This window comes from Cellulosimicrobium funkei (genome assembly GCF_004519295.1).
GTDB lineage: Bacteria > Actinomycetota > Actinomycetes > Actinomycetales > Cellulomonadaceae > Cellulosimicrobium > Cellulosimicrobium funkei.
Genome location: NZ_SOZH01000003.1, coordinates 143,092 through 154,703, shown reverse-complemented (window position 1 = coordinate 154,703; position 11,612 = coordinate 143,092). Strand labels below are relative to the sequence as shown.

Below are 11,612 nucleotides of genomic sequence, written 5' to 3'. Positions count from 1 at the left end.
CCGTCCCGCGTGCCCGGGGCCGGCGCATGAGCGTCGTCCCGGCCGCGGACCGGATCTACCACGAGCTGCGGCGCCGGATCATCTTCACCGAGCTGCGCCCCGGCGAGGAGATCGACGTCACCGAGACGGCGTCCGAGTTCGGGACGTCGCGCACGCCGGTGCGCGACGCGCTGCACCGCCTCGACCACGACGGCCTCGTGGACGTGCGCCCGCGCGCGCTGTGCCGCGTCGCCCCGGTCACCCTCAAGACGCTCGTCGACGTGCTCGACGTGCGCGAGGCGACGGGACCGATGGCGACGCGGCTCGCGGCCGCTCACGCGAGCCCGGCCGAGGTCGACGAGCTCGCGGCGATCGCCGAGGGCACGTACCCGCAGGCGCAGGACGTGCAGTCGATCCTGTCGGCGTCGCACCTGTTCCACTGCCGGGTCGCGAAGTACTCGCGCAACCCCCGGCTGCACGCGATCACCGAGCTCGCGCTCGAGGACCTGGAGCGGGCCTTCCGGCTCTGCGGGCGCCAGCCCCTGGAGCCCGGGCCGCCGCTCGACGACCACCGGCTCCTCATCGAGGCGCTCCGCGCGGGCGACGGCGAGCGTGCCGCCCGGCTCGAGCTCGAGCACATCCGCCGGGGTCGCAGCGTCGTCATGGGCCTCGCGATCGACTCCGGGGCGTTCTTCGGCGACGACTGAGCGTCTCTCCCGCGTGACGGCCCGCGCGTCCCGCCCCGCCCGCACGACCCGACCCGCCGCCACCACCCGAGAGGACCGCCGTGCCCGCCACCCCCACCGTGCGCGTCGACGCTGCGGACGCCCGTGCCCGGGCGCGCGCGGCGCTCGCCGCCCACGACCCCGCCGACGCCGACCTGGCGGCCCGCGCCGTCGTCGCGGGGGACGCGTCGGGTTGGCCGGAGTTCGGCCTCGCGCTCCTCGTCCGCGAGCTGCGGGACGCGCGCGAGCGGACGACGACGGGGCGCGCCGGGACCGGGGCGCCGTCCGCCGTCGTGACCGGGGCGACCGCGACGCTGGACGCGTACGACCTCCCCGGGCCGGTCGCGCTCGCCGCGGCGGTCCGCCGGGCCGCGGGGCTCGCCCGCGCGCTCGGCGTCGGCGTGGTCACCGTGCGCCACGCGGGCGGGACGGGGCGCGTCGGCGCGTACGTCCGCGCGCTCGCCGAGGACGGGCTGGTCGGGGTCGCGCTCGCCCAGTCCCCCGCGACCGTCGCCCCGTACGGCGGGACCGTCCCCGTGGTCGGCACGAACCCGCTCGCCGTGGCGGTGCCGCGGGCCGGGCAGGGTCGTGCGCTCGTCGTGGACGCCGCGACGAGCGCCGTCACGCTCGCCGACGCGCGGCGCCGCGCCCGGGAGGGCACGCCCCTGCCCGACGGCGCGGCGCTCGGTCCCGACGGCGAGGCCACCCGGGACGCGGGCGCCGTCGGCGCGCTGCTCCCGGCGGGGCTGCTCGGGTCCCTCCTCGGTCTCACGGTGGAGGCGCTCGCCGGACTGCTGACCGGGGCGCGCGGCGACGCCGTGGGCCGCGGTCTCTGGGTGCTCGCGCTGGACCCCCGCGCGTTCGGCGCCGAGGACCTCGCCGACCGGGCCGACCGCCTCGGCGACGACTGGACGCGCGCCGGAGGCCGCGTCCCGGGCGCCCGTCCGGACGCGGAGACGTTCGTCGTCGACCGCGACGTCTGGGACGCGCTGGCCCCGGCGACGGGAGGCACGCCGTGACGCTCCGGCTCACCGTCAGCCCCGCCGACGACCTGCTCGACGTCGCCCGCCGCATCGAGGTGAGCGGCGCCGCGCCCGGCGCGCTCGTCACGGTCCGCGCGACGACGGACCGCGCCGGGACCGCGTGGTCCGCCCGCGCGACCTACCGCGCGGACCGGTCAGGCACCGTCCGGCTCGACCGCGACCCGCCGATGACCGGCGACTACGGGCGCGTCGACGGGATGGCGCTCCTCACGTCGCAGCGGCCCGACCCGACGCCCGGCACGACGCCCGGCCGGCCGGCCGCGACCGACGTCTCGCGCCCGCTGCGCACGCGCCTCGAGGCGTGGGACGAGTCCGACGCCACGCAGCGCGCGACGGCCGACCTCGTGCAGCGCTGGACCGGGCCCGGGGTGCGGCGGCGCGAGGTCCGCGAGGACGGGCTCGTCGGCACGCTCTTCGTGCCGGCGGGCGACGGTCCGCACCCGACGATCGTCGTGCTCAACGGCTCCGGCGGGGGGATCAACGAGCAGCGCGGCGCGCTCTACGCGTCGCGCGGCGTGCAGGCGCTCGCGCTCGGCTACTTCGGCGTTCCCGGCCTCCCCGACCACATCACCCGAACGCCGCTGGAGTACTTCGAGACCGCGCTGCACCACGTGCACCGCGAGCTCGCGCCGCGCGCCGGCGTCGTCGTGGTGAGCGGCCAGTCGCGGGGCGGTGAGCTCGCGCTCCTGCTGGGCGCCACCTACCCCGGCCTGGTGGGCGCCGTCGTCGCCTACGTGCCCGGGGCCCACGTGCACGGCTCCCAGGGCGCCGCGGACCCCGCGCAGGGGTGGGACTCCCCCACGTGGACGCTCGACGGCGAGCCGCTCCCGCACCTGTGGCAGGACAACCCCGGCGTGACGTGGCAGCCGTGGACCGGCGGGCCGCCCCCGGACCGGTACCGCGACGTCTACGTCGACGGCCTGCGCGACCGCGAGTTCGCCGCCGCGTCGCGCATCCCCGTCGAGCGCGTCGCGGGCCCCGTCGCGTGCGTCTCCGGCATGGCCGACGGCCTGTGGCCCTCGAGCATGTACGCGCGCCAGGTCGTCGAGACGCTGCGCGCCGCGGGCCACGCCCACGAGACGCTGCTGCTCGACTACCCCGACGCGGGGCACTCGATCGCCCTGCCGCACCTCCCCGTCGCGCAGGGCCCGACGCGCCACCCCGTCTCCGGCATCGAGCTGTCGGCCGGCGGGACCCCCGCCGGCAACGCGTTCGCCGACGCCGACTCGTTCGCGCAGGTGCGCGCGTTCGTGGAGCGCGCGACGCGCGTGCCCTGACCTGCACCCCGGACCCTGTGACCCGACCTGTGACCCGAACCATCGACGAGAGGACCGACATGTCCGCAGTGAGCGCCGAGTACCGCCAGGAGTGGGAGCGGTGGCACCGCGCCCGGATCGACGAGCTGACGAGCCCGTACGGGTGGATGTCCATGGTCAGCCAGGACTGGCTGACGGGCGACGAGCCGCTGCAGGTCGAGGGCGTGCCCGGCACCTGGTCGGTCCAGGACGACGAGGTCGTGTACACGCCCGACGGCAGCGGGGAGACGGTCACGCTCGACGGCGCCCCCGTGACCTCGCCGACGCCCGTGTCGACCGGCCACAAGTACTCCCTCGTGCCCGCGTTCTACGGCGACCTGCGCGTCGAGACCATCCGCCGCACCGACGCGACCGGCCGCCAGATCTTCGGCGTGCGCGTCCGCGACCCGCGCGAGGCGGCCCGCAAGCGCCTCGACGACATCGAGACGTTCCCGCTCGACGAGCGGTGGGTCCTCCCGGCGCGGTTCACGCGGACGGCCGAGCAGGCGTCGGACTACCCGACGGTGGAGCGGGGGGTGTTCGAGGAGCAGCGCGTGATCGGCACCGTGACGTTCACCCTGGACGGGACGGAGCACACGCTCCTCGTCGCCGGGCGCCCGGACGACGACACGGGCATCGAGCGCGGCAACGCGCACTTCACCGACACCACGAGCGGCAAGGAGACCTACGGCAACGGCCGGCTCGTGCGCGTCCCCGACACCGAGCGGGACGGCGACACCGTGGTCGACCTCAACCGCGCCTTCTCCTTCCCGTGCGCGTTCACGAACTTCGTCACGTGCCCGCTCGCCCCGGCGCAGAACCGGCTGCCGGTCGCGGTGACCGCGGGCGAGAAGAAGCCGCCGCTCCAGATCGACCGCATCCAGACCTTCGCGCAGGCCTCCTGACCCGTCCGCGCGACGCCCCCGACGGCGGGCGACCGGCACGTCCGGTCGCCCGCCGTCGTCGTCCCGGCGGCCTCCCCGGCGTCAGCCGGCCGTCAGCACCGCCACGCCGCGCCGCAGGGCGAGCACGACCGCGCCCGCGACGAAGTAGTCGCGGTCGTCCTCGCGGCGCGCCGCCCGGACGCCGTCGTGCAGCGCCTGCGTCCGCGCGGAGAGCTCGCGGAGCGCGTCCGTGTCGGCGGGCTCCGTGCCGACGGACCGCAGCGCGCCGGCGTAGGCGTCCAGGGCGCGGGCCGCGAGCGGCCGCAGGCGCGCGCCGAGCGCGAGGTCGTCGCGGTCCTCGCGCTCCCACTCGACGAGCAGCCGCACGAGCGACCCGACGACGTCGGCCGACCCCTCGAGCTCCTGCGCGCGCCGCACCTGCGACGCGGCCCAGTCGCGGTGGCGACGCAGCCGGATGTTGGCGCGCGCGGCCTCCCGGGTCCGCGCGACGGCGTCGCGCGCGCGGGTGAGCGTGGGCTCCACCTCGCGCCGCCGCTCCTCCCACTCCTCCGCCGACGGCGGGCGCTCGCCCGCGAGACCGTCGCCGAGCGCCTCGACCTGGTCGACGAGCGTGTCGCGCAGCCCGTCGAGGGCCTCCTCGGTCGGGGTGAGGGGCAGCGGGGGGACGAGCAGGTTGATGACGACGCCGATGCCCGCACCCACGACGACGAGACCGGCGTACGCGCCGACGAACTCGACCTTCGCGGCGTTGCCGATGATGAGCACGAACAGGGCGGACGTCACCGCCCACGTCCCCATCTCGCCGAACCGCCGCCACCCCGCGCACAGGAGCGCGAGGCCCACGACGACCGCCACGGACAGCGCGCTCGGGGCGAGGACGAGGTCGACGCCCCGGGCGATCGCCGCGCCGACGAGGATCGCGAGGATCGCCTGGGCCGACTCGCGGACGGAGCGCGCGAGCGTGCTCGTCGTCGCGACGACCGCGCCGAGCGGGGCGTAGTAGGGGTACTCGGAGAACGGGGCCGGGGCGAGCACCCCGACGTACCACGCGACGGCCGCCGCGAGCGCGCCCTTGACCGCCAGCGACCACCGGGGGTGGCGCACCCACTGCCGCTGCGCGGCCGTGACCGCGCGGCGCGCCCGTGTCCCCGCCTCCACCACCCGGGGTGCCCGGGGCGCGGGCCGGGTCGGTCCCGTCCTGCTCTCGTCTCGTGCCACGGCACGAGGGTCCCCCGCCCGACGGGAGCCCGCACGCGCGCCCGGCCGACCCCGCGCCGGGCAGCGGGCACGAGCAGCGGCTCGACGTGTGAGCGGGCAGAGCCGGTGCTTCACTGGCGGCGTCGGTGCAGCCAGACGCCGACGCCGTCGAGCACCACGGTGGCGTCGCGCACCCCTGCCGTCCGCCCCGTTGCTCCCACGAGGAGGCAGATGATGGTCCGCCGACGCGGCGCGGCAGCCGCAGGAACGAGCATGGTGGTCGCCGCACTGGCCCTGACGGGCTGTGCGCAGGGCACCGGTGACGACGGCTCGGACGTCGACTTCACGGCCGACGGGTCGCCCTCGGGCGAGCTCTCGGTCATGGGTTTCGGGACCGGCGACGAGATCGGCGAGGTCCGCTACGACCGCGCCGTCGAGGGCCTCGACGGCGTCGACGTGCGCCTCTCGGAGGGCGAGCTCGACATCCAGGCCTTCCTCTCGGCGGTCGCGTCGGGCAACCCGCCGGACGTGGTGTACGCGAACCGCGACCAGATCGGCACGTTCGCGTCGCGCGACGCGATCCTCCCGCTCGACGAGTGCGTCGCGGCCGAGGAGATCGACCTGGACGCGTTCGTGGACACCGCCGTCGACCAGGTGACGTTCGACGGCAGCGTGTACGGGATCCCCGAGTTCAACCAGGTCCAGGTGACGATGGCGAACGCCGACCTGCTCTCCGCGGCCGGGCTCACCGTCGAGGACGTCAACGGCTCGGACCGCGAGGCCGTCACGGCGGCGAACGAGGCGCTCCTGCGCACCGACGGCGGGGCGCTGAGCGTCATCGGGTTCGACTCGAAGCTGCCCGAGTTCCTCCCGCTGTGGTCGAAGGCGGTGGGCGCCGACCTGCTCTCCGAGGACGGCCGCACCGCGCAGCTCGACGCCCCCGAGGTCGTCGAGTCGCTCGAGTGGGCGGTGGGGATCTACGACGCCCAGGGCGGCTTCCCGGCGGTCAAGACGTTCCGCGACTCCGCCGACTTCTTCGGCGCCGGGAACCAGTTCGCGACCGACGCGCTCGGCGCGATGCCGATGGAGCAGTGGTACATCAACGTGCTCAACGAGTCGTCCCCGGACGCCCCCATGGCGTTCGACGCCGTGCGCACGCCCGACGGCGACGCGATCGCGTTCGCGTCCGGCTCCGCCTGGGCCGTCCCGCGCGGGAGCGAGAACCCCGCGGCGGCGTGCCGGTTCGCGCGCCTCATGACGGAGACGGACGCCTGGGTCGAGGCGGCGCAGGCGCGCGCCGACGCGCGTGCGCAGGACGGCCTGGTCTTCACGGGCGTCCTCACCGGCAACGAGGAGGCGGACCAGCAGATCCGCGACGACCTCGTGCCCGACGACGCGCCCCAGCCGTGGCAGGACGCGATCGACGCGATGTACGAGGCGAACGACGCGACCTTCGCGCTCCCGGCGAACCCCGCGGACAACGAGTTCGAGACCGCCTGGCAGGACGCGGTGAACCGCGTCCTCAACGGCCAGCAGGAGCCGGCCGAGGCGCTCGCGCAGGCCCAGGACGAGGCGCAGAAGGCGCTCGACGACGCCTGGGCGCAGTGGGACGAGGAGGACTGAGGTGGCGGCAGCCGACGTCGCGCCGACCCTGCCGACCCCTCCCCCGGCGTCGGACGGCCACCGCACGGCGCCGGGCGGTCGCCGCCCGCGCCTGAGCGCGTCCGCGCGGCGGGAGCGCAACGCGGCGCTGCGCTTCATCAGCCCGTGGATCGTCGGGTTCCTCGTGTTCACGGCGTGGCCGATCCTCTACAGCGCCTACCTGTCGCTCACGGACTACGACGTCATCAACGACCCGACGTTCGTCGGTCTCGACAACTACCGGGAGATGGCGCAGGACCCGAAGGTCGCGCTGTCGCTGTGGAACACGCTCGTCTACACGGTGGTCCAGGTGCCCCTCTACACGGTCGTGGCGCTCGCGCTCGCTCTGCTCCTCAACCAGGCGGGCCGGTCGGCAGGCTTCTTCCGCACCGCGTTCTTCATCCCCAAGATGACGCCGCCGGTCGCCGTCGGCGTGCTGCTCCTGCTGCTGTTCAACGGCCAGTACGGGGTCGTCAACCAGGTGCTGTCCTGGTTCGGCGTCCAGGGACCGTCGTGGACGACCGACCAGGCCTGGATCAAGCCCGGGCTCGTGCTCATCAGCCTCTGGACCGTCGGGTCGGCCGTGATCATCCTGCTCGCCGCCCTGCGCAACGTGCCGAACGACCTGTACGACGCCGCGCGCGTCGACGGGGCGGGGTTCTGGCGCCGGACGCGCGCCGTCACGGTGCCGATGATCAGCGGCGCGCTGTTCTTCGTCGTCGTCATCAACACGATCGCCGGGTTCCAGATGTTCACCGAGGCGTACTCGGCCTACTTCGGCGCCGGCAACTCCACCTACCGCAACGACGCCGCGCTGTTCTACGTGATCTACCTCTTCCAGGAGGGGTTCCAGGAGCTCCACATGGGGTACGCGTCGGCGCTCGCGTGGCTGTTGTTCGTCGTCATCATGCTCGTCACGCTCGTCCAGCTCGTCGTGTCCCGACGGCTCGTCTACTACGAGGGGGAGCAGCGATGACCACCGCACCCTCGTTCCCCCGCCCCGCCGTGAGCGGCCCGGGCGCCGCGCCGGACCCGGCCACGGGTGCGCCCGAGGCGCAGGGGCCGCCGCCCCCCGCCCGGACGCGCGGCGCCGGGCGCGGGCCGCGCCGCCGGTGGCTGCGCGCCGTCGTGCTCGCCGCGCTCGTGCTCGCCACGGTCGCGTTCGTGTACCCGCTGCTGTGGCTGCTCTCCGCGTCGTTCAAGCCGCGCGCCGAGGTGTTCGACAACCGGCTCGTGCCGCGCACGTTCACGCTCGACAACTACGTGACCGTCTGGCAGGAGGCACCGCTCGCGCTGTGGCTCGGGAACACCGTCGTCGTCACCGTGCTCGCCGCAGGCCTCGTCACGGTGTCGAGCGCGCTCGTCGCGTGGGGCTTCGCGTTCTTCCGCTTCCGCGGCCGCGGCGCCCTGTTCGCGCTCGTGCTCGCGACCATGATGCTGCCGGGCGCCGTGACGATGATCCCCACGTTCCTCATCTGGAACCAGCTCGGGCTCGTGGGGACGAACGTGCCGCTGTGGGCGGGGAACCTGTTCGCGAGCGCGTTCTACGTGTTCCTGCTGCGGCAGTTCTTCCTCGGCCTGCCGCGCGAGCCGTTCGAGGCCGCGCGCCTCGACGGCGCGAACAACTGGCAGATGTTCTGGCGCATCGCGGTGCCGCTGTGCCGGCCCGCCCTCGTCCTGACGCTCCTCTTCGAGGCCCAGGCGGCGTGGACGGACCTCATGCGCCCGCTCGTCTACCTGCAGGACTCGTCGACGTTCACCATCCCGCGCGGCCTCAAGGCGCTCATCGACCAGTTCGGCCCCGGCGGCGAGTCGCAGTGGGAGGTCGTCGTCACGGCCTCCGTCATCACGACCCTCCCGATGATCCTCCTCTTCTTCCTCGGCCAGCGGCACTTCGTCGAGGGGGTGGCGACGACGGGGAGCAAGGGCTGAGCCCGCCGTCCCCACCACGCACGCGCACCACGCACCACGCACACGCACCACCCACGGAAGGACGGCAGCACCATGCGAGCACTGACCTGGCAGGGACGCGAGAAGGTGAGCGTCGAGGACGTGCCCGACCCCCGGATCGAGCAGCCCACGGACGCGATCGTGCGCGTCACGTCGACCGCGATCTGCGGCTCCGACCTGCACCTGTACGGGGTGCTCGGGATGTTCCTCGACTCCGGCGACGTCCTGGGCCACGAGGCCATGGGCGTCGTCGAGGAGGTCGGGCCCGAGGCGGGGAACCTCCGGGTCGGCGACCGCGTCGTCGTCCCGTTCAACATCGCGTGCGGGCACTGCTGGATGTGCGAGCGCGGGCTGCAGACCCAGTGCGAGACGACGCAGGTCCGGTCGCAGGACAAGGGCGCCGCGCTCTTCGGGTACACCAAGCTCTACGGCCAGGTGCCCGGCGGGCAGGCCCAGTACCTGCGCGTGCCGCAGGCCCAGTACGGGCCGGTCGTCGTGCCCGACGACGGCTCCCCGGACGAGCGCTACCTCTACCTCTCCGACGTCGTGCCCACCGCGTGGCAGGCCGTCGAGTACGCCGACGTGCCGCCCGGCGGCACGGTCGTGGTGCTGGGGCTCGGCCCGATCGGGCAGATGTCCGCGCGGATCGCGCGGCACCGCGGCGCGTCCCGCGTCGTCGGGATCGAGCGCGTGCCGGAGCGGCGCGCGATGGCCGAGCGTCACGGCGTCGAGACCCTCGACCCGTCGGCGGTCGACGACCTCGTCGGCGCGGTGCGCGACCTCACGTCGGGCCGCGGCGCGGACTCCGTCATCGACGCCGTCGGGATGGAGGCGCACGGCTCCCCCGTCGCCGAGGCCACCCAGAAGGTCGTCGGCGTCCTGCCCGACGCGCTCGCCGCGCCCCTCACCGAGCGCGCCGCGACCGACCGCCTCGCGGCCCTCTACACCGCGATCGACCTCGTCCGCCGCGGCGGCACGATCTCGATCTCCGGCGTCTACGGCGGGGCGAAGGACCCGCTGCCCATGATGCAGCTCTTCGACAAGCAGGTGACGCTGCGCATGGGCCAGGCGAACGTGCGCCGCTGGACCGACGACGTCCTCCCCCTCGCCGCCGACGTCTCCGACCCGCTCGGCGTGCTGGACCTGCGCACGCACCGGCTGCCGCTCGAGTCGGCGCCCGACGCGTACCGCACGTTCCAGCGCAAGGAGGACGGCTGCATCAAGGTCGTGCTCGACCCGTGGGCCTGACCACCGTCGACGCCGTCGTGGTCGGGGCGGGGCCCAACGGCCTCGTCGCCGCGAACGCGCTCGCCGACGCCGGGTGGGACGTGCTCGTCCTCGAGGCGCAGGAGACGTACGGCGGCGCGGTCCGCTCCGCCGAGGTCGCGGCGCCGGGGTACGAGACGGACCTCTTCAGCGCGTTCTACCCGCTCGCGGCGGGGTCGCCCGTGATCCGGGGCCTGCACCTCGAGGAGCACGGCCTCACGTGGTCCCGCGCCCCGGACGTCCTCGCGCACGCCCTCGACGACGGCGGTGCCGCCGTCCTGCGCGCCCGCGCCGAGGACACCGCCGCCGGGCTCGACGAGGTCGCACCCGGCGACGGCGACGCGTGGCTCGAGCTCGTGGCGGGCTGGGACCGCGTGCGCGACCCGCTCCTCGACGCGCTGTTCAGCCCGCTCCCGGCGGCCGGGCCGGTGCTGCGCGTGCTGCGCCGGCTCGGCGCGGCGGGCACGCTCGACCTCGCCCGGCTCGCCGTCCTGCCCGTGCGCCGCCTGGCCGACGAGACGTTCCGAGGCGAGGGGGGCGGCCTGCTGCTCACCGGCAACGCCATGCACGCCGACGTCCCGCCCGACGCCGCGGGCAGCGGCGTGTTCGGCTGGCTGCTCGCCATGCTCGGCCAGGACGTGGGCTTCCCCGTCCCGACCGGGGGTGCCGGACGGCTCCCCGACGCGCTCGTCTCGCGGCTGCGCGCCCGCGGGGGCGACGTCGTCACGGGCGCGCGGGTCGAGCGCGTGCACGTGGTGCGCGGTCGCGCGGTCGGCGTGAGCACGGCCGACGGGCGGCACGTGCGCGCCCGCCACGCCGTGCTCGCCGACGTCAGCGCGCCCGCGCTCTACCTCGACCTCGTCGGCGCCGACCGGCTCCCGGCGCGGCTCGTGCGCGACCTCGGCCGGTTCCAGTGGGACCACCCGACCGTGAAGGTGAGCTGGGCGCTCGACCGGCCCGTCCCGTGGACCGCGCCCGGGGCGCGCGGTGCGGGCACGGTGCACCTCGGCGTCGACCGCGCGGGGTTCGTCGACGTCGCGGCCTCGCTCTCGCGCGGCCACGTCCCCGAGCGGCCGTTCCTCGTCCTCGGGCAGATGACGACGTCGGACCCCACGCGGTCGCCCGCGGGCACCGAGTCGGCGTGGGCCTACACGCACGTGCCGCACGGCGTGCCGTGGACGCGCGAGCGCGTCACGGACGAGGTGCGCCGCGTGGAGGACGCGGTCGAGCGGGTCGCGCCCGGCTTCGCCGACACGGTCGTGGGTCGCTTCGTGCAGACCCCGGCCGACCTGGAGGCGGTCGACGCGAACCTCGCGGGCGGGGCGATCAACGGCGGCACGTCGGCCGTCCACCAGGAGCTCTTCCTGCGCCCGACCCCCGGCCTCGGCCGCCCCGAGACGCCCGTCGCGTCGCTCTACCTCGCGAGCGCCTCCGCCCATCCCGGCGGCGGGGTCCACGGGGCGTGCGGGTGGAACGCGGCGCGCGCCGCTCTTGCCGCCGCCGGACCGCGCGGGTCGCTGCGCCGCGCGCTCGTGCGCACCGCGTGGGCACGGCTGCTGCGCGACCCCTGACGCGGGGGCGATGGGGGCGATGGGGGCGATGGGGGCGATG

The 11,612-nt window shown here is 75.6% G+C and carries 11 protein-coding genes; 9 read left to right on the top strand and 2 right to left on the bottom strand.

The features are described 5' to 3' along the window. Nucleotides 1–26 precede the first annotated feature (26 nt). From E1O70_RS03710 to E1O70_RS03695, 4 genes are all read left to right on the top strand, one after another. Nucleotides 27–686, top strand: a complete 660-nt coding sequence (locus E1O70_RS03710) for a GntR family transcriptional regulator (protein WP_021483335.1) — start codon at nt 27–29, stop codon at nt 684–686. 80 nt (nt 687–766) lie between these two features. Continuing rightward, nucleotides 767–1,723, top strand: coding sequence for an Ldh family oxidoreductase (locus tag E1O70_RS03705; protein WP_061267423.1), 957 nt, complete (start codon nt 767–769; stop codon nt 1,721–1,723). Continuing rightward, the gene (locus E1O70_RS03700) at nt 1,720–3,024 is read left to right on the top strand and encodes an acyl-CoA thioesterase/BAAT N-terminal domain-containing protein (RefSeq protein ID WP_061267422.1); all 1,305 of its coding nucleotides are present in this window, start codon (nt 1,720–1,722) and stop codon (nt 3,022–3,024) included. Before E1O70_RS03705 ends, E1O70_RS03700 begins: the two co-directional genes overlap by 4 nt. Before the next feature lie 59 nt (nt 3,025–3,083). Beyond that, nucleotides 3,084–3,947 carry a DUF1684 domain-containing protein gene (locus E1O70_RS03695; protein WP_021480896.1) on the top strand — a complete coding sequence of 288 codons (864 nt, stop codon included), beginning with the start codon at nt 3,084–3,086 and terminating at the stop codon, nt 3,945–3,947. A gap of 81 nt (nt 3,948–4,028) precedes the next feature. Here the strand turns inward: E1O70_RS03695 and E1O70_RS03690 are convergent, their stop codons facing one another. Together E1O70_RS03690 and E1O70_RS19815 are read right to left on the bottom strand one after the other, a co-directional pair. Continuing rightward, entirely contained in the window at nt 4,029–5,165 is a 1,137-nt protein-coding gene (locus tag E1O70_RS03690; protein ID WP_128957500.1) for an FUSC family protein, read from the bottom strand. Nucleotides 5,166–5,275: 110 nt separating this feature from the next. Next, nucleotides 5,276–5,419: a hypothetical protein gene (locus tag E1O70_RS19815; protein ID WP_163187287.1), complete on the bottom strand. Its 144-nt coding sequence runs from the start codon at nt 5,417–5,419 to the stop codon at nt 5,276–5,278. Between E1O70_RS19815 and E1O70_RS03685 the strand changes: the two genes are divergently transcribed. From E1O70_RS03685 to E1O70_RS03665, 5 genes are all read left to right on the top strand, one after another. Continuing rightward, nucleotides 5,418–6,767 (top strand): extracellular solute-binding protein, encoded by a 1,350-nt coding sequence (locus tag E1O70_RS03685; RefSeq protein ID WP_240696587.1) that lies wholly within the window; start codon nt 5,418–5,420, stop codon nt 6,765–6,767. The genes E1O70_RS19815 and E1O70_RS03685 overlap by 2 nt on opposite strands. A 1-nt stretch (nt 6,768) precedes the next feature. Further along, nucleotides 6,769–7,761, top strand: a complete 993-nt coding sequence (locus E1O70_RS03680) for a carbohydrate ABC transporter permease (protein WP_232322557.1) — start codon at nt 6,769–6,771, stop codon at nt 7,759–7,761. After that, nucleotides 7,758–8,717, top strand: coding sequence for a carbohydrate ABC transporter permease (locus tag E1O70_RS03675; RefSeq protein WP_082774373.1), 960 nt, complete (start codon nt 7,758–7,760; stop codon nt 8,715–8,717). The genes E1O70_RS03680 and E1O70_RS03675 overlap by 4 nt, the downstream gene beginning before the upstream one ends. A 72-nt stretch (nt 8,718–8,789) precedes the next feature. Further along, on the top strand, nt 8,790–9,983 hold the full coding sequence (locus E1O70_RS03670) for a zinc-dependent alcohol dehydrogenase (protein ID WP_061267419.1): 1,194 nt from the start codon (nt 8,790–8,792) through the stop codon (nt 9,981–9,983). Continuing rightward, nucleotides 9,974–11,572, top strand: coding sequence for a phytoene desaturase family protein (locus E1O70_RS03665; protein WP_240696586.1), 1,599 nt, complete (start codon nt 9,974–9,976; stop codon nt 11,570–11,572). The genes E1O70_RS03670 and E1O70_RS03665 overlap by 10 nt, the downstream gene beginning before the upstream one ends. The last annotated feature ends 40 nt before the right edge of the window (nt 11,573–11,612 follow it).

Coding starts and splice junctions, on each gene's coding strand:
- E1O70_RS03710 (WP_021483335.1), top strand. CDS start 27: ATGAGCGTCGTCCCGGCCGCGGACCGGATCTACCACGAGCTGCGGCGC.
- E1O70_RS03695 (WP_021480896.1), top strand. CDS start 3,084: ATGTCCGCAGTGAGCGCCGAGTACCGCCAGGAGTGGGAGCGGTGGCAC.
- E1O70_RS03675 (WP_082774373.1), top strand. CDS start 7,758: ATGACCACCGCACCCTCGTTCCCCCGCCCCGCCGTGAGCGGCCCGGGC.
- E1O70_RS03670 (WP_061267419.1), top strand. CDS start 8,790: ATGCGAGCACTGACCTGGCAGGGACGCGAGAAGGTGAGCGTCGAGGAC.
- E1O70_RS19815 (WP_163187287.1), bottom strand. CDS start 5,419: ATGCTCGTTCCTGCGGCTGCCGCGCCGCGTCGGCGGACCATCATCTGC.
- E1O70_RS03685 (WP_240696587.1), top strand. CDS start 5,418: ATGGTGGTCGCCGCACTGGCCCTGACGGGCTGTGCGCAGGGCACCGGT.